The sequence below is a fragment of the Rhodobacter capsulatus genome (assembly GCF_052363185.1).
In the GTDB taxonomy this organism is placed as follows: domain Bacteria; phylum Pseudomonadota; class Alphaproteobacteria; order Rhodobacterales; family Rhodobacteraceae; genus Rhodobacter; species Rhodobacter capsulatus_E.
Genome location: NZ_CP198955.1, coordinates 16445 through 40371 on the forward strand (window position 1 = coordinate 16445; position 23927 = coordinate 40371).

Below are 23927 nucleotides of genomic sequence, written 5' to 3' on the forward strand. Positions count from 1 at the left end.
TGCGCGGCCCTTTTTGGGTTCAGACGAACCGGTTCCACAGATTTTCCAGCCGCTCCTGTCGCCCCGATTTCGGCTGCGGGTTGATGCCCTTGGCCCGCACCAGCGCCTCGATGCTGGCCAGATCCGAGCCGAGCATCGCTTTCGCCTCGGCCGTATCCCAGCCCGCATAGCGCGCCTTGCGATTGGCCTCCAAGCTACCGTCCTCCAACAGCGCGGCGGCGGCTTTCAGCGCCCGGGCACACACGTCCATCGCGCCGACATGGCCGAGGATCAGATCCTCGGGGTCGATCGACTGACGGCGGATCTTCGCGTCGAAGTTGGTGCCGCCGGTGGTGAAGCCACCCGCTTTCAGCACCTCGTAATAGGCCCGCGCCATTTCCGGCACCGAATCCGGGAACTGATCGGTGTCCCAGCCCGACTGGTAGTCGTTGCGGTTCATGTCGATCGAGCCAAGGATGCCAAGGCTGGCCGCCAGCGCCAGTTCATGCTCGAAACTGTGACCGGCCAGGATCGCGTGACCCTGTTCGATGTTCAGCTTCACCTCGTTTTCAAGCCCGAAACGCTTCAGGAAGCCGTAAACGGTGGCAACGTCATAATCGTATTGATGCTTCGACGGCTCCTGCGGTTTCGGCTCGATCAGGATCGTGCCCTTGAAGCCGATCTTGTGCTTGTACTCGACCACCATCTGCAGGAAGCGGCCCGCCTGTTCGGCCTCGCGGGTCAGGTCGGTGTTCAGAAGCGTCTCATAGCCCTCGCGGCCGCCCCAGAGCACATAGTTCTGACCACCCAGCTTGTGCGTGGCGTCCATGCAGGTCTTCACCGTCGCGGCAGACCAGGCGAAAACCTCCGGATCGGGGTTCGTCGCCGCGCCCGACATGAAGCGGCGGTGACTGAACAGGTTCGCCGTGCCCCACAGAAGTTTGGTGTTCGAGCCCGCCATCTTCTCGCCGATGTAATCGACGATGGTTTCCAGATTGCGGGTGTTTTCCGCGAAATCCCTACCCTCGGGGCGGATGTCTGCATCGTGGAAGCAGAAGAACGGCGCGCCAAGGATGTCGAACATCTCAAACGCCACATCGGCTTTCAGCTTCGCCAGATCAAGCGTGTCGCCAAACCACGGGCGTTCAAAGGTCTGACCGCCGAACGGGTCGCCGCCCGGCCAGGCGAAGCTGTGCCACCAGGCGATGGCAAAGCGCAGATGCTCGGCCATCGTCTTGCCCATCACCACTTCCGTGGGGTTGTAGTGCCGGAAGGCGAATTCGTTGGTCGAATTCGGACCCTCATAGCGGATTTGCGGAATACCCTTGAAGAAGTCGGTCATGTCAGTCCCCGGATTGCGGCCTGCGCCGCGCGGTAGCGGGCATGGCCTTCGTCGAATGCCGCGGCAAGGCCCGAAAAAGGCTCTATCACGGCTGAAATCACCGGTTGCGCGGCCACTTCGGCCCCTGCCCCGGTCGCGGCCATCAAGGCCAGTCGCGCGGCGCCAAAGGCCCCGCCGAAATCCCCTGCCACCGGCAGGGAAACAGGCGTGCCCAGCGCGGTCGCTATGGCTTGGCACCAATAGGTCGATTTCGAACCGCCACCGACAGCGAGCAGGCTGTCGATCTTGGTTCCCGTCGCGGCCAGGGCATCGCGGCAATCGCGAATGGCAAAGGTCACGCCTTCCAGAACCGCCCGCGTCGCGGCCTCGCGGTCGGTCGCATGTTCGAGCCCTATGAAGGCGCCCCGGATCGCGGCATCGTTCAAGGGCGTGCGCTCGCCGCCCAGATAAGGCAGGAATCGAGTCTTTCCGGGCGCCTGAAGCGCCCCCAGCGCCGAGGTCAGATCCTTGGGCGAGGCCCCCGCAAGACGAGAAAACCAGTTCAGCGCATCGGTGGCGGCAAGGATCACCCCCATCTGATGCCAGGTCCCCGGCAGCGCATGGCAGAATGTGTGCACGGCCGTCTCGGCATCGGGCTGATAGCCGTCATTCGCCGCAAAAAGCACCCCCGAGGTGCCCAACGACACGAAAGCCTGACCGGCCTTCACCACGCCGACCCCAATGCCCGAGGCGGCGTTATCCCCCCCGCCCCCGGCCACTACGACGCCCGCGGGCATCCCGAAGCGCTCGGCCAATTCGGCTCTAACCTTGCCGGAAACCTCTGACCCCTCGACCAGACGCGGCATCTGATCGCGCCGCATCCCCGAGGCTTTCAGAAGCGCCTCGGACCAGTCGCGCTTGCCGACATCAAGCCAAGACGTCCCCGCCGCATCGGACATTTCCGCCACATGCTCGCCGGTCAGCCAAAGCCGCAGATAGTCTTTCGGCAAAAGCACCTTCGCCACGCGGGCGAAAATCTCGGGTTCATGCCGCGCCACCCAGCACAGTTTCGGGGCGGTGAAGCCCGGAAAGACGATATTGCCCGAAAGCGCCCGAAAGATCGGGTTGGCATCCAGTTCGGCGGCCTCGACATGGGACCGGGTGTCGTTCCACAGGATGCAGGGCCGCAGCACGTCGTCCGACGCATCAAGCAGCGTCGCCCCGTGCATCTGCCCGGAAAGCCCGATGCCGCGCAGCTGACCCAGCCCGAAGCCCGCCAATTCCGCCAGCACCTTTTCCGCAGCCCCGATCCAGTCGGCGGGCGCCTGTTCCGACCAGCCCTCCTGCGGGCGGGAAACGGTCAGCGGCGCCGTCGCCTCGGCCAGCACCTTCTGATCCCCGTCGATCAGGATCCCCTTGAGCCCCGAGGTGCCCAGATCCAGTCCCAGATACATCAGACGGTCCCCCCCTCGGGTTTCTTGCCCAGAATGATCATGCCAAGGATATCTTCGTCGGTGACCTCGTTCACATTCACGGTGCCGACCAGCTGGCCGTTCTTCATCACCGAGGCGCGGTCGCACAGCCGCATGACGTTGTGGATGTCATGCTCGATGAGAAAAATGCCCAGCCCCTGCGCCTTCAGCTCCTCGATCAGCTCCGCCACCATCTGGGTTTCATGCGGGCCCAGCGCGGCGGTGGGTTCATCCATGATCAGGATTTTCGCGTTGAAATAGACCGCCCGGGCGATGGCCACCGATTGCCGCTGCCCGCCCGACAGCGCCTTCACCGGCTCCTTGAATTTGCGGAAGTTCGGGTTCAGCCGCCCCATGATCTTGCGGGTCTCGGCCTCCATCTGCGCATCGTCGACGAAGCCGAAGGGCGTCACCAATTCACGGCCAAGGAACAGGTTCGAGGCCGCATCAAGGTTGTCCGCCAGCGCCAGCGTCTGATAGATCGTCTCGATGTTATAGGCCCGGGCATCGCGCGGATTGCGGATCTCGGCCTTTTCGCCGTTGATGTAGATGGCGCCGCTGTCCATTTGGTAAGCGCCCGAAAGGCACTTGATCAGGGTCGATTTGCCCGCACCATTATGGCCCAGCAGACCGACGACCTCGCCCGGATACAGGTCGATGGTGACGTGATCCACCGCCTTGATGCCGCCAAAGGCAATCGAGATGTCGCGCATCTCGACCAGAGGGGTTCCGCGGGTGCTCATACCTTTTCCCCCGTGCGCTTGCGGTATTGGATGTCGATCCAGACGGCCAGAACCAGCACGCCGCCGACGACGATGTTCTGGAACGGCGCATCGACGCCGACCATCGCCATGCCCGATTGCAGCGATTGCATGATCACCGCGCCCAGAACGGCGCCATAGATCGTGCCGATGCCCCCGGCCAAGGCCGTGCCGCCGATGACCGCTGCGGCGATGACGCGCAATTCATCGAGCGAGCCGATGTCGTTGGTGTGGTTGGCCAGACGCGCCTGCGCCACCATCGCCGAAATCGCACACAGGACGCCCATCAGGGTGAAGATCTTCACCGTCAGCATCCGGGTGTTGATGCCGGACAGTTCCGCCGCATCCGGGTTGCCGCCAGCGGCAAAGATATAGCGGCCAAGCCGGGTCTTGCGGGCGATCAGCGTCATCACCACGACGATGACGACCAGCATCAGCACCGAAATCGGCAGGCCGAAGTAATCGACATAGCCCTCGGGCATCACCTCGCCGCGGGCGTCGAATTCGCGTTTCAGGCGGCCGACCGGGATCGCATAGCTGTTCAGGATCGCGACAAAGCCCAGGATCGACACGACGGCGGTGGCCATCAGCGCGCCTTCTGCCCAGAGCGGTTTCACCGGGAATTCATGCCGGATCTTTGCCTGACGCGCCCGCCAAAGGCCGAAAACAGCCAGAACAGAGAAGAAAACCGCCAAAGCCCAGGAGAGCGCCGAGCCGACCGTCCCCTCGACGCCGCCAAACAGCATGAAGGTCTGATCCAGCGGGCCGACGGTCTGCCCGTCGGTCAGATACCAGCCGACGTTGCGCCAGATCAGCAGGCCGCCCAGCGTCACGATGAAGGCCGGAATGCGCTGATAGCCGATCAGCCAGCCGTTCAGCGCGCCAATGGCGGCGCCGGTCAGCAGCCCCGCGATCACCGTCAGCGGCATCACCAGCGGATGGCCGATGCCGAAGAATTGCGGCAGCAGCTGCACCTGCATCACCCCCATCACCGAGGAGCAGATCGCCAGCACCGCGCCGACCGAAAGGTCGATATGCCGGGTGACGATCACGAAGACCATCCCGGTGGCCATGATCGCCACGGAAACGGTCTGGATCGACAGGTTGAAGATGTTGCGGGGCGTCAGGAAGCGCCCGTCGGTGATCACGTTGAAGACAAGGCAGATCACGACGAAGGCGCCGATCATGCCCAGAAGCCGTGTGTCCAACTCGAGCGACTGCAAAAGCGACCGCTTCTGCCCGCCGTCCTGCGGGGCCGGTTTGTTCATGGGGTGTCCGATCGAAAAAGGGCGCCGCGGCGCTCTTTGGAAGGGGGGCGGCCGCGAAGCCGCCCCGGTTCAGATCATGTCAGATCAGTTGCACGAGATCAGTTGCACGGGGCCGGGCCGGCAGTCACGCCCTGGCACAGCGCGTCCTTGGTGATCCAGCCCGCATCGACGACGGTCGCAAGGTTGTCCTTGGTGATCGGCATCGGCGTCAGGAACTTGGCGGTCATCTTGGTCCCCGCGGGCGAGGTCCATTCGGTGGCCCCCGCGACCGACTTCATGTCGGCGCCGCCCGCCAGAGCCACGGCGATTTCCGCGGCGTTCTTGCCCAGTTCACGCGCGTCCTTCCATACGGAAACGGTCTGCGTGCCCAGCGCCACCCGGTTCAGCGCCGCATGATCGCCATCCTGACCCGAGACCGGAACCACCAGCCCCTGCGCGGAAAGCGCGGCCACGGCGCCCCCGGCGGTGCCGTCGTTCGAAGCCACGACCGCATCGACCTTGTTGTCATTCGCGGTCAGGATCTGTTCCATGTTGCGCTGCGCGTTCGCGGGCAGCCAGCCGTCGGTATAGGCCTCGCCGACGATCTTCACATCCCCGGCGTCAATCGCGGCTTGCAGCACCTCTTGCTGACCACCGCGCAGGAAATCGGCGTTCGGATCGGTGGGCGAACCCTTGATCATCACGTAATTGCCCTTGGGCGCCGCGGCCAGAACCGCCCGCGCCTGCATCCGGCCCACTTCGGCATTGTCGAAGGTCAGGTAAAAGGCCCGCGGATCCTCGATCAGGCGGTCATAGGCGATGACCGGAATGCCCTCGTCGGCGGCGGCCTGAACGGCGGGCCCGATGGCCTCTGTGTCCTGCGCCAGAACGATCAGCGCATTCACCCCCTGCGCCATCAGCGATTCGATATCCGAGAGCTGCTTGGCCGAAGACGATTGCGCATCGGCCGAGACATATTTCGCACCGGCGGCTTCCAGCGCAGCCTTGATCGCGGCCTCGTCGGTTTTCCAGCGCTCCTCCTGGAAGTTCGACCAGGACACGCCCACGGTCATGTCGGCAAAGGCCGTGGTGGCAAGGCCGGCCGTCAGCGCGACGGCGGCGAAAAGGGTTTTATACATGTTCTCCTCCCGAGATGTGGCCCGACGGACCGACCCGACAGATTCGCCGGGATGCGGAAAGGATGAGTCTAATAATTTTAGTTGTCAAAATAAAAATGGGGCGCAAGAATGAAGGTGACCAACAAAACGGCGGAAAAACGCTGCGTCGCGGCAAGAATGGTCGCTGCAATGCGTTGATGTGGCTTCGTTTTGTTAACCCGCTGAATGAAAGATGCCGCGATGAAGAAGATCTCCCAGATCGGCAAGGCCTCTCTCGGCTGCGGTCCGCTGATTCAACCGCTGTCGGAAACCGCCCGCCCGCTGCGCCAGCAGATCTTCGAACGGGTCCGGGCCGCCGGTCAGATGGCCCGGGTGCAGCTGGCGAAAGAGCTGTGCATCAGCCCGGCCTCGGTCACCACGATCACCTCGGAGCTGATCGACACCGGCTTGCTGGAGGAGGTGCAGACCACGCGCGAAGGCGAAGGCGGCCGCGGTCGGCCCGCCGTCGCCCTGCGGGTGCGCCCGAACACCCGGCATGTGGTCGGCATCAAGCTGTCGGACCGCGAACATACCGCCGTTCTGGTCGATTTCGCCGGCAACATGATCGCGGGCGAGGCGATCCCGCGCAGCCCCGGGGCGATGGGGCTTGACGGCATCCTGGAGGCGGCCGAGCGGCTTTTGCACCGCGTCTGTGCCAAGGGCGGCGTCGAGCGCGAGGCGATTCTGGCGCTGGGTCTGGGCGTGCCCGGCTTTGTCGATTGCGAGGCCGGGGTGGTGCATTGGTCGCCCGTCCTCTCGGACCGTCACGTTGCGCTGCAGGCGGCCTTGCGGGAACGGCTGGGCCTGACGGTCTTCATCGACAACGACGCCAATCTGGTGACGCTGGCCGAGTTGTGGTTCGGCGCCGGTCGCAAGCTTTCGGATTTCGCCGTGGTGACGATCGAACACGGTCTGGGCATGGGCTTCGTGATCAACCACCGCATCTATCGCGGCGCCCGCGGCATGGGGATGGAACTGGGCCATACCAAGGTGCAGCTGGATGGGGCGCTGTGCCGCTGCGGCCAGCGCGGCTGTCTTGAGGCCTATGTGGCGGATTATGCGTTGGTGCGCGAGGCCCGGACGGCGCTGAACCTGCCCTTGGGCGATACCCAGCCGGTGGGGGTGATGCTGGAAAGCCTTTTCGATCATGCCAAGGCGGGCAATGCCGCCGCGCGCTCGATCTTTCGCCGGGCGGGGCGGTATCTGGCGGTTGGGCTGTCGAATATCGTCAATCTCTTCGATCCGGCGCTGATCATCCTCTCGGGCGAGCGGATGCGCTACGACTATCTTTACGCGACCGAGACCCTGGCCGAGATGCACGAATTGATGCTGGACACCGGCCGCGACGGGCCGCGGATCGAGACCCATGCCTGGGGGGACCTGCTTTGGGCGCATGGGGCGGCGGCCCTGGCGCTGCATGAACTGACCGAGCAGCTGCTGGGGACGACACGGGAGATGGCCGCGCAATGAAACGGGTTCTGCTCTGTCTGATCGCCTTTCCCGCGACCGCTTTTCCAGCCGGTGCAGAGCCGCTTTTTGTCGATGATGCCGCCGGTCTGCCGCACCGGCAGATCTATGCGGGCGGATGGGAACATTTCGTCGGTGGCGGGGTTGCGGTCTTTGATTGCAACGGCGACCGGCGGCCGGATCTGTTTGCGGCAGGCGGAGAAAACCCGGCGGCGCTCTTCGTGAATGCCTCGGACAAGGGGGGCGCGTTGCGGTTTACCGATGGCGGCTTGGCCGATCTGCGCCATGTCACCGGGGCCTATCCGCTCGACATTGATTCGGACGGACAGATGGATCTGGCGGTGCTGCGCGCCGGGCCGAACAGGCTTTTGCGGGGTCTGGGGGATTGCCGTTTCGAAGATGCGACGGAAACCTGGGCCCTGCCCACGCGCGACGACTGGACCACCTCCTTCACCGCCACTTGGGAAAAGGGGCAGGACTTGCCCACGCTCTTCTTCGGCAATTACGTCGACCGGGCGAACCCCGATGGCCCGTTCATGGCCTGCGATGACAGCGCGCTCTTCCGCCCGAAAGGCCGGGTTTATGCCGAAACAGAGACGATTTCACCCGGCTATTGCACGCTCTCCGCGCTGATCTCCGACTGGCAGCGCAGGGGCACGCCGGAACTGCGGCTGTCGAACGACCGGCATTATTACGTCCGTGGCGGCTATGAGCAGATGTTCCGCCTTAACCCGCTGGCAGAGCGGGTGGATTGGCCGCATGTCTCGCTTTGGGGGATGGGGATCGCCAGCCGCGACATCACCGGCGACGGCTTGCCCGAGGTGATGATGACCTCGATGGGCGATCAGCTGTTGCAGATCAACAGGGGCGATGGTTTCGCGGACGCGCCCTATTCCATCGGCACTTTCGCGCAGCGGCCCTTCATCGGCGATGACGGACGCCCCTCGACCGGCTGGCATCCGGAATTTGGCGATATCGACAATGACGGGCGGGATGATCTGTTCATCTCCAAGGGTAATGTCGATCAGATGCCCGGCCTTGCCTCGCATGATCCGAACAACCTGCTGATGCAGGGACCCGAGGGCAGTTTCCACGAAATGGCGGACAAGGCCGGGATGGCGACGCGGGAACGGTCTCGGGGCGCGGCGCTGGCGGATCTGAACGGCGACGGGCTGCTGGATCTGGTGGTGATGAACCGCCGCGCGCCGATGGAGCTTTGGCGCAATGCGACGGCACAAACCGGGAATTGGGCCGAAATAGAGCCTGTTCAACCCGCGCCGAACCAGCAGGCCGTGGGCGCCTGGGTCGAGGTGAAAACCGCTGCAGGCGTGAAATCGCAGGAAATCACCGTGGGCGGCGGCCATGCCGGGGGCAAGGCGGGGCCGCTGCATTTCGGGCTGGGGGCAGAGACGTCGGCGCAGGTGCGGGTGATCTGGCCCGATGGCACGGCGGGCGATTGGCAGCCCGTCACGGTGAACGGGCTGACCGAGATCCGCCGTTAACGATCCACCGGCAGACCGCTGGGCACGGTTTCGGGCACGCCCAACCGACCCGTCAAAGCGACCGGATCGGAGAGCGTCTGCAAAAACGCCACGATCTGCTTCACCTGATCCGGCGTCAGCGTCCCGGGGGCGACGGCTGCGGCCTTGATCGCGGCCACCTCCGCGGGCGTGTCCAGCACCGTCCAGTCCGGCTTCGTCTGCGGCAGCACCGGCAGCACGGCCTGCGTCCGGTCGTAATCGGCCAGTTGATCGCCGCTGCGCGCATGATCGGCGACGAAAGCGGCCAGATCCTTGTGGCTGCCCGCATGGCCCCAGGGCCCGGTCTGGGCGACATTGCGCAGGCTCGGCGTGCGGAAGGCGAAGATATCGGCGGGGTTGTTCGTCACCCGAAACCGGCCCTCGTCACGGGAATGGCGCTCGAACCGCTCCGCCTTGCCGGGGCCAAGCTGCGGCTCGCCCATCGCATGAAAGGCATGATCGGTCAGGAACGGCCCGGAATGGCAGGTCGCACAGCCCGCCGCGCCATAGAAAAGATCCGCCCCCTTGGCCGCTTCGGGCTGGAACAGAGCCTGTTTTCGCAAGACCGCATCAAAGGGGCTGTCATCGGATCGCCACTCGAAGGCGACGAATTGCGCGATGGCGTTCGAGATATCGGTGAAGGCAATGGGCCGCCCGGCGGCGATCTCGGGATAGGCTTGCTCGAAGGCCGCCCTGTAGGCGGGAATCCCCGCCACCCGCGCCGAGATCCGGGCCCAGGCGCCATCCGGCCCGGTGATGAAGCCTTCGCGCACCGCCTTGGAAATCTCGTTTTCATTGTAATGCCCGGCCATCTCGTCGGGCGAAAGCACCGGAAACATCGTCTGCGCCGAGAGGATCGAGGCAAAACCGGTCACCATTTCCTCTTCCATCGGCGTGCGCAGCCCCGAGGGGCGGGTCGGGTCAACCTCGATCCGGCCGTCGTGAAACAGCACCTTGAACTGTGTCGCCCCCAGATTGAACAAAGCCGGGGCGTTGCGGGGAATGCGCTGTTCAGGCAGATTCGTCTCTGTCACATGCCGATCCGGGCCCAGCCCCACCGCGCCTTCCCCCAGACCGAGGCTCAGCCCGTCGCCGGTGCCGAACCGCGGATGATGACAGGTGGCGCAAGAGATGTTGCGATTGCCCGACAGGATCGGATCATAGAACAGATCCCGGCCAAGCCGCACTTCGGCCATGCTCAAGGCGCCGTAATCGGCCTCGGTGATCGGGGGGGGAAGGTCGGCGGCCAGCGCCATCCCCCCCGAAAGCAGCCAGAACAGAGCCTGTTTCAGCGATTTTCCGACGAACGTGCCCATAGGTTGATCGCCTCATCCTGTGCGTGGGTGTCGATTTCCGCCAGTTCTGCGGCGGTAAAGCTCAGATTGCCCAGCGCCCCCACGCAATCGACCACCTGTTCGGGCTTCGAGGCCCCGATCAGCGCCGAGGTGATGCCGCCCCGCAGCACCCAGGCCAGCGCCATCTGCGCCAATGTCTGCCCGCGCCGCTCGGCAATCGCGTTCAGCGCGCGGATTTTCTCCAGCGCCTGCGGCGTCAGCGTGCCGGGATCAAGCGACTTGCCCTGCCCCGCGCGGGCCCCCGACGGAATGCCGTTCAGGTATTTCGAACTCAGCAGACCCTGCGCCAGCGGGGTGAAGGCGATCGAGCCGACGCCCAGACCCGCAAGCGTGTCCACCAGCCCGTCACGCTCGATCCAGCGGTTGAGCATGTTGTAGCTCGGCTGATGGATCAGCAGCGGCACGCCAAGCCCGCGCAGGATCGCCGCGGCTTCCCGGGTGCGCTCGGAATTGTAGGACGAAATCCCGATGTAAAGAGCCTTGCCGGACCGCCAGATCTGTTCCAGCGCGCCCATGGTTTCCTCGAGCGGCGTTTCCGGGTCGAAGCGGTGCGAATAGAAGATATCGACGTAATCCAGCCCCATCCGCTTCAGCGACGCATCGCAGGACGCGATCAGATATTTCCGGCTGCCCCATTCGCCATAGGGGCCGGGCCACATGTCATAGCCCGCCTTTGACGAGATGATCAGCTCGTCGCGCAGCCCGGCGAAATCGGTCTTCAGGATCTCGCCGAAGGCCTCCTCGGCCGAACCGGGCGGCGGGCCATAGTTGTTCGCCAGATCGAAATGGGTGATCCCCAGATCAAAAGCGGTCCGGCAGATCGCCTGTTTCACCCGATGCGGCGTGTCGTGGCCGAAGTTGTGCCACAGGCCCAGCGAGATCGCGGGCAGTTTCAGCCCAGAGGCCCCGCATTTGCGGTAAATCATTCGGGAATAGCGGTTTTCGGCGGGGGTATAGGTCATCACGTCCTCCAGACTGCGTCAGAAGACCACAGGCCGCGCCGTCACGCAAGTTGTGCCCCGCGCCACAATCGGCAATGCTGGCCGCAGCGAGGGCGGCATGCGTTTTCTTTTCCGACTGCGGGACCGGTTGTCCCAGACCAATATCTTTCTGATCTCGGCCGGGGTGGCGTTTTACGCCATGCTGGCGGTCTTTCCGGGCCTGACCGCGACGATCTCGATCTGGAGCACGGTGGCCGATCCGGTCGTCATCCGCACCTATCTGGAGGTGGCGCAGAATTTCATCCCGCCCGAGGCCTATGCGATCCTCGATGCGCAGGTCAGCATGCTGCTGGCGGGTCCGCGCGGGGTGATCGGCTGGGGGACGCTGGTCTCGGTCCTTTTCGCGCTCTTCTCGGCGCGGGCGGGGGTGGATGCGCTGATACAGGGTCTGAACGTGATCCACGGGTCAGAGCCGCGCACCACCATCTTCGGCTTCCTTTTCGGCTATCTGATGACGGTGGCGCTGGTCGGCGTGATGCTGATGGCGATGGCCACCATCGTCGCCGTGCCGATCGTGGCGAATTTCCTGCCCTTTCACGCGGTGACGACCGTGCTGCTCTCGGGCCTGCCCTGGATCGCCATGGTGGCGCTGATGCTGACGGTGCTGGGCGTGCTCTACCGCTTTGCCCCCTATCGCCCGCGCCGCCGTGATCCGATCTTTTCGCTGGGCTCGGTGGTGGCAACGCTGGTCTGGGGCGGGGCCTCGCTCGGCCTTACCACCTATCTTGCGAATTTCGGCACCTACAACAAGGTCTATGGCTCGCTTGGGGCGGTCATCGCGCTTCTGATGTGGCTCTATCTTGGCGCCTTTTCGGTCCTGTTCGGCGCTGCCCTGAACGCCGAACTGGCCGACCGGGACCGTCAGTAAAAGGCCTGCAGCCCGGTCACCGCCCGCCCAAGGATCAGCGCATGCACATCATGCGTGCCCTCGTAAGTGTTCACCGTTTCCAAGTTGACCATGTGCCGGATCACCTGAAAGGCTTCGGAAATCCCGTTGCCGCCGTGCATGTCGCGGGCATTCCGTGCCGCCTCCAGCGCCTTGCCGCAGTTGTTGCGCTTGATCAGCGAGATCATCTCGGGCGCGGCATTGGCCTCATCCATCAGCCGCCCGACCTGCAAGGCAGCCTGCAGGCCCAGCGTGATGTCGGTCAGCATATTGGCCAGTTTCAGCTGATAAAGCTGCGTCTGCGCCAACGGCTTGTCGAATTGCTTGCGGTCGAGCCCGTATTGCCGCGCCGCATGGAAACAGAACTCGGCCGCGCCCATCACGCCCCAGGCAATGCCATAGCGTGCCCGGTTCAGACAGCCGAACGGCCCCTTCAGCCCCTCGACGCCAGGCAACAGCGCGTCTTCGCCGACCTCGACCCCCTCCATCACGATCTCGCCGGTGATCGAGGCCCGCAGCGACAGCTTGCCCGCGATCTTCGGCGCCGAGAGCCCTTTCAGACCCTTTTCCAGCACAAAACCCTTGATCTTGCCACCATGCGCCTCGGATTTCGCCCAGACGACGAAGACATCCGCAATCGGCGCATTCGAGATCCACATCTTGGACCCCGTCAGCACATAGCCATTCGCCGTCTTCTTCGCGACCGTCTTCAGGCTGGAGGGATCAGAGCCCGCATCGGGTTCGGTGAGGCCGAAACAGCCGATCCACTCGCCCGAAGCAAGCTTCGGCAGATATTTCCGCCGCTGTTCCTCGGAGCCATAGGCATAGATCGGATACATGACGAGGCTCGATTGCACCGACATCATCGAGCGATAGCCGCTATCAACCCGCTCGATTTCGCGCGCCACCAGACCATAGGCGACATAAGACGCGCCCAGCCCGCCGTATTCCTCGGGGATGGTCACTCCCAAAAGCCCCATCGCCCCCATTTCGCGGAAAATCGCTGGATCGGTCTCCTCCTCGGCAAAGGCGCGGATCACGCGGGGGGCAAGCTTTTCCTGCGCATAGGCCCGGGCCGCATCGCGCAGCATCCGTTCCTCTTCGGTCAGCTGGCCGTTCAGGCGCAGCGGGTCATCCCAGTCAAACCGGGCAAGATCGGGGGCATCCTTGGGTTTCAGGGCCATCTGGTCCTCCATGCGTTCGATGCTTTATGCGCGAGGAAAATACGCTAATCTACCGCTATTCCGGCTTATGTCGATGCACGGAGCACATACATGACCCTGCCCAGACGCTACATTCCCTCGGTCTCGCTGCTGGCCGCCTTCGAGGCGGTCTGTCGCCTTGGCTCGACCGCCGCCGCCGCGCGGGAGCTGTCGCTGACGCAGGGCGCGGTCAGCCGGCTGGTTCAGAACCTTGAGGGGCAGTTGGGCGTGCAGCTCTTTCGGCGCGAGGGGCGGCGGCTGATGCCGACCGAGGCGGCGCAGGCCTATGCCCGCGACGTGCGCAAGGCGCTGGAACTGATCGCGCGGGCCTCGCTGGGGCTGCGGGCCAATCCGGGCGGTGGGGTGTTGAACCTGGCGATCCTGCCCACCTTCGGCACGCGCTGGTTGGCGCCGCGTCTGGCCGGGTTTCTGGCGGAAAATCCGGGCGTGACGCTGAACCTGGGCACGCGGCTGCGGCCCTTCGATTTCGCGACCGAGACCTTTGATGCGGCCATTCATTTCGGCGTGCGGCACTGGCCCGATGCCGAGCACATGCTGCTGTTCGAGGAACGGATCATCGCCGCCTGTTCCGAGGATTTCGCCAAAAGCCATCCGATGCAAAGCCCCGCGGATCTGCTCGATCAGTCTCTGTTGCAGCTGGAATCGCGTCCGAATGCCTGGACGGCCTGGTTCGCGCATCACGGGCTGCAGGCCCCCGCGACGCGCGGGATCATGTTCGACCAATTCGCGCCGATGATGCAGGCCGCGGCACATGGCGTCGGCATCGCGCTGCTGCCCGAGTTCCTGGCCCTGCCCGAAATCGCCGAGGGGCGGTTGATCCGCACCCCGGGCGAGGCCGTCTCCGGCGTTGGCGCCTATTATCTGGTCTGGCCCGAGGGCGTCACCCCCTCGCCCGCGCTGGTGGCGTTTCGCGACTGGATCGCCCGCGCCGCGGCTTAATAATCCTTTTCGAAAAACACCCCAAGCGCGCTGCTGCCGGTCGAGCCGACGGTGGCCTTGGCGGTGATCTGCTTGGTGATATCCAGGTTCAAGGTCACCGCAGCCTGACCGGAACTGTCCACCGACACATCCGAATAAACGTTCTTTGCCAGATATTTGCCCGCTTTCACCGTGGCATTGCCGCTGTCATCGGTGCCGACATCGAGATCATCCAGGCCAAAGCCCTGCCGCAGCTTCGACACGATCCCGTCGCCGCCCTTGCCCGCCAGCGTCGCCACCGCCGAGGCCAGCTGCGCCGCCTGCAAGGGCGAAAGGTTGGTCAGCCCCTTGTTGAACAAAAGCCGGGCCAGCACCTCTTCCTCGGGCAGATCGGGCGAGGAGGTGATGGTCAGGCTGGGTTCGGTCGCCGCGCCCTCCAGCGTCAGGGTGATATCCAGATCTTCCTGCGCCGTCGTCGCCTTGAACAGCACCCAGGGCAGCAGCGCGCCTTGCAGCGCCACCTGCCCCTCGGTCAGATCGAAGCGCTTGCCCAGCACGTCCAGCCGGCCCCGGATCAGGCCGAACTGGCCCACCGGCACGATCTGCGCCGTCGTGCCCGTGACCCGCAGCTGTCCGCCCAGCTCGGCATCCAGCCCGCGGCCGCGCACGAAGATCTGTTGCGGCGCCGAAACCGTCACATCCAGCGCAATCGCGCGACGGCTCCCCGTCGCGGCGGCCTTGCCGGTCTCGATCAGCCCGGCGCGCAGCCGGGTCTGATGCACCGCGGCGGGCTCGTGCAGATGCGTCATCGGGGGAATCGCCCCGGCGCCGCCCAGCCCCCCCGCGGGAATGCGCAATTCGGTATCGTCGAGCGTCAGCGCCCCGCCGATGCGCAGCCCCCCGGTCAGCCCGCCAGTGATCGCCAGATCGCCGCTGACCCGGGTGTCATAAAGCTCGGGGTCGCGCAGCCGCGCCCGGTTCAGCCCAAGCGCCAGCCGCGCCGGGAAAGGCGCCGCAAGCTGCACCGGACCGGAAAGCTCCAGCGTCCCGCCGCCCTCGAAACTGGCCTGCCCGGCGATCTGCGCCGTGCCATTCGTCAGCCGCGCCTGCAGATCGACATCGCTGAGCGCCTGCCCCAGCGTCGGCGCCGACAGCCGCAGGTTCGACCCGACGATCTGCCCGGACAGGGCGGCAAGCCCGGGCTTGCCCTTCAGCGCCAGATCGAAGGTCAGCGGCCCGCGCAGCGATTGCGGCTCAAGGAAGCTGTTCGCCAGCGCCGTCTCGGCACGACCCGAAATCGTCAGATCGACGCTGGCGCCATCGGCCGCAACCGTGCCCTTGACCGTCGCCTGACTGCCGCCCGGCCCGGTGCCGCGCAGATCGAGCCCGTAACGGGCGCCCTGATCGGTCACGCTGCCCGCGACCGCGAGCGGCCCCGGAAAGCCGGGGGCAAGCAGCGCGACATTCGAAAGTTGCGTCGACAGATCGAAAGCCCTCGGCTGGTCCTTGCGCGGCTTCGCCGAGGCGGACAACTGCGGCGTCGAAAGCGTCAGATCGGCAAGATGAAAGGCGCCATCGCTTTGGCGCAAGGACAGCGCAAATTGGCTCTGTCCCGCCAGAATCCGGTTCAGATCGGCCTGCGGCAGCGCCATGTTCCGCCCCGTGCCGCGAACCGTGATGGCCCGCGCATTCAGCGGCCCGGTCAGCACCGCCTCGAACCCGAGCGCGCCACCGTAGCCTGCGCCAAGACGCCCGAGGTTCGGTGCCTCGAGCCGGGCCGCAAGCGTGCTTTCCGCGCTGTTGAGCACCCCGGAAGCCCGCAGCGATGCCCCGCCCGCAGCGGCGGAAAGCCCGCGCAGGGTGAAGCCCGTGTCATCGCGCAGCGCCGAAAGGGTGATCTGCGCCCGCCCGGCCAGCAGCGCATCGGCCTGCGCCTGATCAAGGTGCAGATCGGTCGCATCAAGCTTGGCTTCGGCCTCAAAAGCGCCGCTCGACAGACGATAGCTGCCCTCAAGATCAGCCGAAACAGAGCCGGAAAGGGCGCGGCCCGCCAGCGCGGACAGGCTGGCAAGCTTGCGGTGATCGGCTTCAAGATGACCCGAAATCGCCAGATCCTCGGCCAGAGCAAGGCGGCCAAGGGCGGTGAAATCGCGGGTGCCAAGGGTCAGGTTCGGCACCGTCAGCGGGCGCCCCTTTTGCCAGAAGAAGCGCAGCTTGCCCGACGCAAAGGGGCCCAACGCCTCGGCCAGCGCCGGATCAGCAGGCGCAAGCCCGGTGGCGATCAGGTTCAGCGTGCCGCCGACCGTCGCCCCGGCACCGATCCGGCCCGACCCGGTCAGGCTGAGCCGGTCCAGCGCATCGGCCCCCCGCGCAAGCCCGGTCAGATCGGCCAGCAGGCTCCAGCCTTCGCCGCGGGCGCGGTCATAGCTCAGCTTCACCTGCCCGGCCCGCAGGCTGATCGGCGCTCCGGAGAGCGGCAGGATCACCGGCTGCCCCTCGGCAAGACCCATCTGCGCCGCCAGATCGAAGCGGTCCGGCAGGCCATCGGGGCGCAGATCAAGCCCGCCCGTCAGACGGACCGCCTGCCCCTGCAGATCCAGCGTGCGAAGCCGCATCATCCCGGTTCCGCTGCGCTCTCCGGCAAGGGTCAGCCGGACATCAGGGCCGAAGAAAGGGCGATACTCGGCCGGAAGCAGCTGCGACAGATCCCCGCCGAAGCTTGCCTCGAAACCCCGGGCGCCATCCTTGCCAGAGAGCGCGACCGTGCCGGTCACCCGCGACACCCCGGCGGTGCCCAAAAGCACATCGGCCTTGAAATCGTCGAGCGAACCGAGCCCGCTCATCGACAGCGTCAGAGAGGGCCGCCCGGGCAAGCCGATCAGCCCCGCGGCGATGCCGTCCTTCGCCTCGGTCAGCAGCAGATCCAGCAAGATCGCCCGGCTGTCCCCGGCATAGCTCGCCTTGAGCGCAAACCGACCCTTCGGCCCGTCAAGGCGCGTCGCGGTCAGGTCGGTTTCGCCGTCCCCGCCAGAGAGACGCAGGGACCCGTCCAGCCGAAATTCCGCCGCCTGCCCCAGAACCGGTGCGCCCAGAACCACCTTTTCGGCCTTAACAGAGCCGATTTCAACCGCGACAGGCAGTTGCGGCAACGAAAACGGTTTCGCCTCGGGCGCGGTCTCCTGCGGTGGCGCCACCGGCAGGCGCGGCAGTTCGATTTCCGCGGCCGACAGCTCCTCGACCGCGACCTTGCCCAGAAGCAGCGCCGCCCGGTCCCAGGTCATCGCGCCCTTGCGCAGGGTCAGCCAGACGCCCTGATCGTCGGCGATGGTCAGCGTGTCGAAACTGGCGCGCGAGGACAGCGCGCCCTTGAACCCCTCCAGCCGGATTTCACGTCCCGCCCCCGAGAGATTGTCCTCGATCAGCCCGGTCAGATAGGACCGGTCGCGCTCGGTCTGGGCGGTGTCACTGTCCTGCGCCAAAGCGGGCAGCGGCAGCAGAAGAAGGAAAAGAACCAGCCACCGCATCAGAACGCCTGCCCTATGCCAAGGTAAATCTGCGGGCCGTCGCCCGTGCTGCCATCGACCGGGGCGGCGACATCCAGCCGGATCGGCCCGATCGGGGTCTTGTAGCGCAGCCCCAGACCGGCACCGGAATGCCAGTCGCCATCGCCGTCGAAAAAGTCCGAGGCACCGACGAAGCCGGTGTCGTAAAAGGCGACGACGCCGATCTTTTCCGTCACCCCCGCGCGCAATTCGGCTGAAAGTCCGACGAAGCGGGTGCCGCCCGTGTGCAGCGTGCCCCCCTCCAGCTTGGCGACATCGAGCGACTGATAGGGCTGGCCCCGCACGGTGCCGCCACCGCCCGAATAGAACAGGTAATCACGCGGCGTTTCGGCCAGATCAGAGCCGAAAATGCCGCCGATCTGCGCCCGTCCGGCCAGCACGAAGCGGTCGTTCTGGCCAAAGCCGCGATAGGCGCGGAAATCGCCCTGCAGCCGCGCCCCCGACCCGGTGGTGCCCAGCCCGTAAAAGGGCATCAGATCAAGCTTGGCCCAGGTGCCACGGCTGGCATCGGCCGGGATGTTGCGGTTTTCCCAGATCGCCGACATCGGAAAGGTCATCTGCCGATAGATCAGCTCGCCCGAGGCATCCTCGATCTTCGCCCATTCATAGCCGATCCCGGCCTCGGCCGAGAGTTTCGGGCTGAAGATATGGCTGAGCCCGAAGCCCAGTTCGTAACCGCTCAGGCTGTAATCGGTCTCGTGCTTGCGCCCGATCCCGGTTTTCAGAAAGGCGGCGGTATCGGGCGAGAAGGTGGCGGGGCGGTCCAGCCGGGCGCCGAAGCTGTAATCGGTGCCGCCGGTGCTGCCGCCGATCCCCGCAACCTCGGCATCAAGGCGCAGTTTCTCGCCGCCGCCCAACAGGTTGCGATGCAGCCAATAGCCCGAGAGCTTGGCCCCGTCCGAGGTCGAGACCTCGGCACCGAAGCCAAGACGGCGCAGCTTCGCCTCGACCACGGTCAGCTCGCCATCCAGAAGACGCCCGTCGCGCAGGGTCTCCGCCTCGGTCAGGGTCACGGCGCTGAAGATGCCGGTGCGGCGCAGCCGGTTGCGGACCTCCTCGAGCGCGGCGGGCGAAAAAGGCTCGCCCGAGGGGAAACCGGCGATCTTTTCCAGCCGCGCGGCGCGCAACCGCGCATTGCCGGTCATCTGCAGCGTGCCGAACCAGGTCGGCGGCCCGGGGTCCAGCGTGATCTGGGCGGAAAGCTCCTGCTGGCGATGATCGGCGGTGATCGCTTGCCGCGCCACCGCCGCCTTGGCATGGCCCGCATCGCGCCAGGCGGAAACGCCATTGCCCGCGGCCTCGGCCAGGATCGAGGACCGCGCCACCTCGGTCAGGCGAAAGCTGGGGGGAAGCTGCGTCGCCGGGGCGAGCGGCCCGATCTCGGCGCGCGAAAACCGGAACACCGGCCCGGGATCGACGCGGATTTCCACCCGGTCGATCCGCCCGGGCGCATCCATCGGCGCGATCACCGCCGCCTCGCGCCCGTCGAGCAGGATCGAGACCGACCCGCCATAGCGGCCCTCGTCGTAAAGCGCGGCGGTCAGGCGGGCGTAATCGGCCCGCGCCGCCCCGAACAGATCCTGCGCATCCGATTCCTTGTTCGCCGCCGCCCCGCGCGTCAGCGAGGCCTGTTCAAGGGTCTTCGCCAGCGCCGCATCGGGGGCGGAAAGCTGAAGCTGAAACTGCGTCTCGGCCGACGCCGGAACGGCGCAGCTTGCGACAAGAACGATCACGCTTGCGGAAAGACGCGCAGACACCCATCACCCCCCGGTCAAACACGGTGAATGATGCAGGTTTGCGCGCAGATTGCCAGAGGTCGAAGCCGGAGAACGGGGGCTTTCCGCGGATTTCGGCGCAGCCGCCTGGGCCGCCGCCGTTCAGCCGCGCAGGATCGAACCGAAAATGCGGTCCAGATGGCTTGAAAGATAGATGTTGAGCCATTTCGAAAAGCGCTCGGGGTGACGCCCGGCCTCGGCGGCAAGGTCGTAAAGCCCGATCCAGCGCACCTCGGCGACCTCGTGTGGGTCGGGGGTGATGCGCATATGCGGCTTGGCATAGGCCAGATAGATATCGACCACCTCATGCTCGATCATGCCGCCGCCGACATCGGCGCGGTATTCCAGACGGTCGGCATGGGCGGGATAAAGCCCGGTGATCCCCAGTTCCTCGCGCAGGCGCCGCACCGCGCATTCCTCGGGGCGTTCGTTCCAGCCCGGATGGGTGCAGCAGGTATTGGCCCAAAGCCCGGGCGAATGATATTTTTCCTCGGAGCGGCGCTGGATCAGCACGTTTTCGCCATCCATGACGAAAACAGACACCGCCTTGTGGCGGAGCCCTTTCAGATGCACCTCCATCTTGTCCACCGGAACCAGTCTGTCACCGACCCAGGCGGGTATCTCTTCACGCATGTGACCGACCCGAAAGCAAAAGCCATCACATTTTGAACGTGATGGCTTTCGAAGTCAGCAGGTCACCTTGTCCCTGAGGCAGGTTGCCGCGTTGGAATTTTCCACCCAGGGTTGCGTCCGTTGCGGCTCAGGACAGCACCACATCCGCCGGTTTCTGCGCCTCGGCGCGGCGGGCAAGCTCGGCACGATAGAGCGCGACGAAATCGACCGGGTCGAGGTTGAAGGGCGGGAAGCCGCCGTCGCGCGTCACATCCGAGACGATCCGCCGCACATAGGGGAAAAGCTGGCGCGGGCATTCGATCAGCAGGAAGGGATGCAGCTGATCCTCGGGCACGCCCTCGATGTGGAAGATGCCGCCGTAATCGACCTCCAGCAGGTAAAGCGCCGAATTCGTCGCCTTGTTGGTCGAGGTGATCTTGAATTTCGTGATCACCTCATACTGATGCTCGGCCGGGCGCTTGCGGGCGTCAAGGCTGACCTGCACCTGCATTTCCGGTTGCACTTCGGGGCTTTGCAGCCCTTTCAGCGCCACCGCATTCTCAAAGGACATGTCGCGCACGAATTGCGCGAGAATGCTCATCTTCATCTGCGGCTGGGCCGCCTCGGTCGGGACATCGGTCATGGGTCACTCCAGAATGATGGCGACCTTCTACCACTCCGAAAGCCCTGTCTCAATGGCGTGTCCAGCCCGAGGTCCCGCGGATCGAGGGGTTTTTCGGGTCGATTTCCTGAAACTCGCCGTCGATCACCCCGGGTTCGGCCGGATCGGGCCGCGCGGCCTGCGGCGCCATCCCGAAGCGCTGCACCACCACCCGCCGCGACAGACGCGCGATCAAAAGCCGGCGCAGCGGCGGCAGCAAAAGCAGCAGGCCCAGCGCATCGGCGAAAAGCCCGGGCAGGATCAAAAGACCGCCGGCGACAAGCATCAGCGCCTCCTCGGCCAGCGGCGCGGCCGGATTGCCGAAGCCCTCCATCGCCTGGCGCAGCCTAAGCTGAGCCCGCGCGCTCTGGGCGCGCAGCACCGCGATGCCCAGCGCCGCCGTGCCCAGAACCAGCCCCAGCACCGGCCACATACCCAGCCGCCCGCCGATTTCGACGAACAGACCGATCTCGATCAGCGGCCAGGCGATCAGCAGGATCAGAAACCACATTGTGACCTCCTCGGGTGGGACAAGGGCGTCCATGGACTTGAACGCATCGCTCCCTTACATAAGTGGGAGTGTGAACCGTTCCAATCGTCAACTTCGCCGCGGAAAAACCCATGAGCCCAGCCATCTTCCAGTTGATCGTTCTTGCTGCGATCGCGATCTTCCTGATCTTGCGGCTCAAGAGCGTTCTGGGAACCCGTGACGGTTACGAGGATGACCCCGTGCCGCTTGAGCGCCCCGGCCCGCGCAAGCTGGACACGTTCGAGGTGATCGAGGGCGGTCCCGATCATGACATCATCGACCATGTGCCCGAGGGGTCGGATGCCGCGGTGGCGCTGGCGCAGATGAAGCGGGTTGAGCCCGCCTTCAATGTCGGCAGCTTCCTGCAGGGCTCGAAGGCGGCTTATGAAATGATCCTGATGGCCTTCGAGCGCGGCGATCTGGCGCCGGTGCGGCGGTTTCTGGCGCCCGAGGTGCTGGACGCCTTTGAAACCGCCGTCGAAGAGCGCAATCGGCAGGGGCTGACGGTGGAGGCGAATTTCCTTGGCCTGCGCGAACTGGTGCTGACCGATGCCAGCTTCGACGAACGCTCGCGCGAGGCAGAGGTGACGGTGCGGTTCGGCGGCGAGCTGATCTCGGTGGCGCGCGATGCGAACGGTCAGGTGGTCGAGGGCGATCCCAAAGCCCCGCGCAAGCAGCGCGACAGCTGGACCTTTGCGCGCGTCATGGGCAGTTCCGATCCGAACTGGCAGCTTGTCGCCACCGGCGGCTGAGCGGGCCATGCGGGGATGAGACGGCGCAGGCTGCTTTCGGCAGAGGATCGGGAACTTTGGGAAAAGGTCGCCCTGACCACCCATGCGCTGCATCGGCATGCGCCGATTTCGGCCGAAACAGAGCCTGAAGCGGCCCACACGCCCCACCACCCGCCAAAGAAGCCGCGCTTCGAGATGAAGGAATTCCGGATCGGCCAGCAGGCGCCGGACCTGGCCTGGCGGCTGGATCTGGCGCCGTCGATTTCGGAACAGCTGCACCGCCAGCCGGTGGTGATGGACCGCAAGACCCACCGCGAGATGAGCCGCGGCAAGCTGGAGCCCGAAGCGCGGATCGACCTGCACGGCATGACGCTGTCGCAGGCGCATCCCGAACTGATTCACTTTCTGCTGTCGGCGCAGGACCGCGGTTGCCGTCTGGTGCTGGTGATCACCGGCAAGGGCAAGCGGGGTCTGGACGACGGGCCGATTCCGCAGCGTCAGGGCGTGTTGCGCCATCAGGTGCCGCAATGGCTGCGCCTGCCGCCGCTGGGCCCGGTGGTGATGCAGGTGACCGAGGCGCATCTGAAACACGGCGGTTCGGGCGCCTATTACGTCTATCTGCGCCGGATGCGCTAATTCGCGCCGCCCAGCGCGCTGATCGGCGACAGCACGATCCGCGTGGCATTCTGTACCGTCAGCACCACCCCGGTCGCCAGATTGCCCTTGCCGGTCTGTTCGCCCTCCAGCATCTTCGCCAGCTGCCCGGTGCGGCCCAGCATGCGGATCAGCGCCGGGTTGTTGGCGACGTTGAAATGCCCGTCGGCCGTATTGAAGGCGCCGGTGTCGATCATCGTCACCTTCAGATCGGCCACCCGGCGCAGATCCTGCAGCGTGCCCAACCGGTCCCTTTCCCCCGCAATCTTCGAAGACAGCCGCAAGGCCTTGTCCTTTTGCGAGGTGAAAATCACGAAGGGCTGCGGCAGAGGACCGATGGTGCGGGCCTGTTCGCGGAACATGTCCACGTCGATGTCGGGCGAGATCAGCAGCACCCCGGACAGCCGCGCCATCGTCTCTGTTTCGCCCGAAAGGGCGATGTCGCGCAGGGTTTCCATCGTCACCGAAGAGCCCATCGAATGCCCGACGAGCAAGATGCGCTGCGCCCCCGCCTGCCGCAATTCGCGCAGGGTCTGGCGCAGGCCATCGCGGGCGAAAACCGCGGAATCGCGGTCATAGGCATAGCCCAGCACATGCCCGCGCGAGGGCCAGGCATAATAGACCATCGTCTTCGGCAGGTCGAAATCGACGCCCATCTGCGTCAGGCGATAAAGCCCCTCGGCAAAGGTGTTGTTGAAACCGTGCACGAAAATGACAGCCTCGCCGCCGCTGGCCTTCAGACTTTGCCGCAGATCGGCCTGAAACGCCGCCGGATCGGGGTAGTTTTTCGACCCGGCCAGAAGGAAATCCTTTTGCGGATCGACCTTGCGGCCCTTGAGCGGATACTGCAGCTGCCCCGTCTTGTGATCGGGCGGAACAGAGACATCGAACCGGGCGCGTTGCAGCGTCTCGCTGCGGGTAAAGCCGAAAGCGGCCCCGGTCTCGGGGTCAAGTCCGCGGGTCGAGCCGACGAAAACCGGCCGGATATCGGTCACCGGAGCCGGACCGGGCGCATAGGCCAACTCTCCCCGCGGGGAGCAGCTGATCACAGCGACAAAAACAGTCAGAAAAAGAAAACGCATCCGCATGTCGGGG

The 23927-nt window shown here is 65.3% G+C and carries 20 protein-coding genes; 6 read left to right on the forward strand and 14 right to left on the reverse strand.

Going from position 1 to position 23927, the window contains the following annotated elements:
* Positions 1 to 19: 19 nt before the first annotated feature.
* From xylA to xylF, 5 genes are all read right to left on the reverse strand, one after another.
* Entirely contained in the window at positions 20 to 1321 is a 1302-nt protein-coding gene (gene xylA / locus ACTTAG_RS00075) for a xylose isomerase (RefSeq protein ID WP_444463615.1), read from the reverse strand.
* The gene (xylB, locus tag ACTTAG_RS00080; RefSeq protein WP_444463616.1) at positions 1318 to 2754 is read right to left on the reverse strand and encodes a xylulokinase; all 1437 of its coding nucleotides are present in this window, start codon (positions 2752 to 2754) and stop codon (positions 1318 to 1320) included. The genes xylA and xylB overlap by 4 nt, the downstream gene beginning before the upstream one ends.
* Positions 2754 to 3515: an ATP-binding cassette domain-containing protein gene (locus ACTTAG_RS00085; protein WP_444463617.1), complete on the reverse strand. Its 762-nt coding sequence runs from the start codon at positions 3513 to 3515 to the stop codon at positions 2754 to 2756. The genes xylB and ACTTAG_RS00085 overlap by 1 nt, the downstream gene beginning before the upstream one ends.
* Positions 3512 to 4801: a sugar ABC transporter permease gene (locus tag ACTTAG_RS00090; RefSeq protein WP_444463618.1), complete on the reverse strand. Its 1290-nt coding sequence runs from the start codon at positions 4799 to 4801 to the stop codon at positions 3512 to 3514. Before ACTTAG_RS00090 ends, ACTTAG_RS00085 begins: the two co-directional genes overlap by 4 nt.
* A 98-nt stretch (positions 4802 to 4899) precedes the next feature.
* Positions 4900 to 5919, reverse strand: coding sequence for a D-xylose ABC transporter substrate-binding protein (gene xylF / locus ACTTAG_RS00095; RefSeq protein ID WP_444463619.1), 1020 nt, complete (start codon positions 5917 to 5919; stop codon positions 4900 to 4902).
* A gap of 219 nt (positions 5920 to 6138) precedes the next feature.
* Between xylF and ACTTAG_RS00100 the strand changes: the two genes are divergently transcribed.
* Complete coding sequence (locus ACTTAG_RS00100; RefSeq protein WP_444463620.1) at positions 6139 to 7407, forward strand: ROK family protein; 1269 nt, start codon at positions 6139 to 6141, stop codon at positions 7405 to 7407.
* Positions 7404 to 8906, forward strand: coding sequence for a CRTAC1 family protein (locus ACTTAG_RS00105; protein ID WP_444463621.1), 1503 nt, complete (start codon positions 7404 to 7406; stop codon positions 8904 to 8906). The genes ACTTAG_RS00100 and ACTTAG_RS00105 overlap by 4 nt, the downstream gene beginning before the upstream one ends.
* On the opposite strand, the gene ACTTAG_RS00110 is transcribed toward ACTTAG_RS00105, so the two are convergent.
* Both ACTTAG_RS00110 and mgrA read right to left on the reverse strand, forming a co-directional pair.
* Positions 8903 to 10240 carry a cytochrome-c peroxidase gene (locus ACTTAG_RS00110; protein WP_444463622.1) on the reverse strand — a complete coding sequence of 446 codons (1338 nt, stop codon included), beginning with the start codon at positions 10238 to 10240 and terminating at the stop codon, positions 8903 to 8905. The two genes, ACTTAG_RS00105 and ACTTAG_RS00110, sit on opposite strands and share 4 nt — an antisense overlap.
* Entirely contained in the window at positions 10213 to 11241 is a 1029-nt protein-coding gene (mgrA, locus tag ACTTAG_RS00115; RefSeq protein WP_444463623.1) for an L-glyceraldehyde 3-phosphate reductase, read from the reverse strand. The genes ACTTAG_RS00110 and mgrA overlap by 28 nt, the downstream gene beginning before the upstream one ends.
* Positions 11242 to 11338: 97 nt before the next feature.
* Here mgrA and ACTTAG_RS00120 point away from each other — a divergent pair, with 97 nt between their 5' ends.
* Complete coding sequence (locus ACTTAG_RS00120; protein WP_444463624.1) at positions 11339 to 12148, forward strand: YihY/virulence factor BrkB family protein; 810 nt, start codon at positions 11339 to 11341, stop codon at positions 12146 to 12148.
* On the opposite strand, the gene ACTTAG_RS00125 is transcribed toward ACTTAG_RS00120, so the two are convergent.
* Positions 12142 to 13362 carry an acyl-CoA dehydrogenase gene (locus ACTTAG_RS00125; protein ID WP_444463625.1) on the reverse strand — a complete coding sequence of 407 codons (1221 nt, stop codon included), beginning with the start codon at positions 13360 to 13362 and terminating at the stop codon, positions 12142 to 12144. The two genes, ACTTAG_RS00120 and ACTTAG_RS00125, sit on opposite strands and share 7 nt — an antisense overlap.
* 78 nt (positions 13363 to 13440) lie before the next feature.
* Here ACTTAG_RS00125 and ACTTAG_RS00130 point away from each other — a divergent pair, with 78 nt between their 5' ends.
* On the forward strand, positions 13441 to 14328 hold the full coding sequence (locus ACTTAG_RS00130) for a LysR family transcriptional regulator (protein ID WP_444463626.1): 888 nt from the start codon (positions 13441 to 13443) through the stop codon (positions 14326 to 14328).
* Here the strand turns inward: ACTTAG_RS00130 and ACTTAG_RS00135 are convergent.
* The 5 genes from ACTTAG_RS00135 to ACTTAG_RS00155 all read right to left on the reverse strand — a co-directional run bounded on the left by ACTTAG_RS00135 (position 14325) and on the right by ACTTAG_RS00155 (position 21429).
* On the reverse strand, positions 14325 to 17831 hold the full coding sequence (locus tag ACTTAG_RS00135; RefSeq protein ID WP_444463627.1) for a translocation/assembly module TamB domain-containing protein: 3507 nt from the start codon (positions 17829 to 17831) through the stop codon (positions 14325 to 14327). The two genes, ACTTAG_RS00130 and ACTTAG_RS00135, sit on opposite strands and share 4 nt — an antisense overlap.
* Entirely contained in the window at positions 17831 to 19627 is a 1797-nt protein-coding gene (locus ACTTAG_RS00140) for an autotransporter assembly complex protein TamA (protein ID WP_444463628.1), read from the reverse strand. The genes ACTTAG_RS00135 and ACTTAG_RS00140 overlap by 1 nt, the downstream gene beginning before the upstream one ends.
* A gap of 120 nt (positions 19628 to 19747) precedes the next feature.
* Positions 19748 to 20278, reverse strand: a complete 531-nt coding sequence (locus ACTTAG_RS00145) for an isopentenyl-diphosphate Delta-isomerase (protein WP_444463629.1) — start codon at positions 20276 to 20278, stop codon at positions 19748 to 19750.
* 127 nt (positions 20279 to 20405) lie between these two features.
* Positions 20406 to 20900: a protein-export chaperone SecB gene (gene secB, locus ACTTAG_RS00150; RefSeq protein ID WP_444463630.1), complete on the reverse strand. Its 495-nt coding sequence runs from the start codon at positions 20898 to 20900 to the stop codon at positions 20406 to 20408.
* 49 nt (positions 20901 to 20949) lie between these two features.
* A complete protein-coding gene (locus ACTTAG_RS00155; RefSeq protein ID WP_444463631.1) occupies positions 20950 to 21429 on the reverse strand; it encodes an FxsA family protein in 480 nt (159 codons plus the stop codon).
* 110 nt (positions 21430 to 21539) lie between these two features.
* On the opposite strand from ACTTAG_RS00155, the gene ACTTAG_RS00160 reads away from it, so the two are divergent.
* Complete coding sequence (locus ACTTAG_RS00160; protein WP_444463632.1) at positions 21540 to 22199, forward strand: Tim44/TimA family putative adaptor protein; 660 nt, start codon at positions 21540 to 21542, stop codon at positions 22197 to 22199.
* A gap of 15 nt (positions 22200 to 22214) precedes the next feature.
* Positions 22215 to 22814 carry a Smr/MutS family protein gene (locus ACTTAG_RS00165; protein ID WP_444463633.1) on the forward strand — a complete coding sequence of 200 codons (600 nt, stop codon included), beginning with the start codon at positions 22215 to 22217 and terminating at the stop codon, positions 22812 to 22814.
* Here ACTTAG_RS00165 and ACTTAG_RS00170 read toward each other — a convergent pair.
* The gene (locus ACTTAG_RS00170; RefSeq protein ID WP_444463634.1) at positions 22811 to 23854 is read right to left on the reverse strand and encodes an alpha/beta hydrolase; all 1044 of its coding nucleotides are present in this window, start codon (positions 23852 to 23854) and stop codon (positions 22811 to 22813) included. The genes ACTTAG_RS00165 and ACTTAG_RS00170 overlap by 4 nt on opposite strands.
* Positions 23855 to 23927: the final 73 nt, after the last annotated feature.

Coding starts and splice junctions, on each gene's coding strand:
- ACTTAG_RS00135 (WP_444463627.1), bottom strand. CDS start 17,831: ATGCGGTGGCTGGTTCTTTTCCTTCTTCTGCTGCCGCTGCCCGCTTTG.
- ACTTAG_RS00165 (WP_444463633.1), top strand. CDS start 22,215: ATGAGACGGCGCAGGCTGCTTTCGGCAGAGGATCGGGAACTTTGGGAA.
- ACTTAG_RS00100 (WP_444463620.1), top strand. CDS start 6,139: ATGAAGAAGATCTCCCAGATCGGCAAGGCCTCTCTCGGCTGCGGTCCG.
- xylF (WP_444463619.1), bottom strand. CDS start 5,919: ATGTATAAAACCCTTTTCGCCGCCGTCGCGCTGACGGCCGGCCTTGCC.
- ACTTAG_RS00125 (WP_444463625.1), bottom strand. CDS start 13,362: ATGGAGGACCAGATGGCCCTGAAACCCAAGGATGCCCCCGATCTTGCC.
- ACTTAG_RS00120 (WP_444463624.1), top strand. CDS start 11,339: ATGCGTTTTCTTTTCCGACTGCGGGACCGGTTGTCCCAGACCAATATC.
- ACTTAG_RS00105 (WP_444463621.1), top strand. CDS start 7,404: ATGAAACGGGTTCTGCTCTGTCTGATCGCCTTTCCCGCGACCGCTTTT.
- ACTTAG_RS00090 (WP_444463618.1), bottom strand. CDS start 4,801: ATGAACAAACCGGCCCCGCAGGACGGCGGGCAGAAGCGGTCGCTTTTG.
- ACTTAG_RS00130 (WP_444463626.1), top strand. CDS start 13,441: ATGACCCTGCCCAGACGCTACATTCCCTCGGTCTCGCTGCTGGCCGCC.
- xylB (WP_444463616.1), bottom strand. CDS start 2,754: ATGTATCTGGGACTGGATCTGGGCACCTCGGGGCTCAAGGGGATCCTG.
- ACTTAG_RS00155 (WP_444463631.1), bottom strand. CDS start 21,429: ATGTGGTTTCTGATCCTGCTGATCGCCTGGCCGCTGATCGAGATCGGT.
- secB (WP_444463630.1), bottom strand. CDS start 20,900: ATGACCGATGTCCCGACCGAGGCGGCCCAGCCGCAGATGAAGATGAGC.
- ACTTAG_RS00085 (WP_444463617.1), bottom strand. CDS start 3,515: ATGAGCACCCGCGGAACCCCTCTGGTCGAGATGCGCGACATCTCGATT.
- ACTTAG_RS00160 (WP_444463632.1), top strand. CDS start 21,540: ATGAGCCCAGCCATCTTCCAGTTGATCGTTCTTGCTGCGATCGCGATC.
- ACTTAG_RS00145 (WP_444463629.1), bottom strand. CDS start 20,278: ATGCGTGAAGAGATACCCGCCTGGGTCGGTGACAGACTGGTTCCGGTG.
- xylA (WP_444463615.1), bottom strand. CDS start 1,321: ATGACCGACTTCTTCAAGGGTATTCCGCAAATCCGCTATGAGGGTCCG.
- mgrA (WP_444463623.1), bottom strand. CDS start 11,241: ATGACCTATACCCCCGCCGAAAACCGCTATTCCCGAATGATTTACCGC.
- ACTTAG_RS00110 (WP_444463622.1), bottom strand. CDS start 10,240: ATGGGCACGTTCGTCGGAAAATCGCTGAAACAGGCTCTGTTCTGGCTG.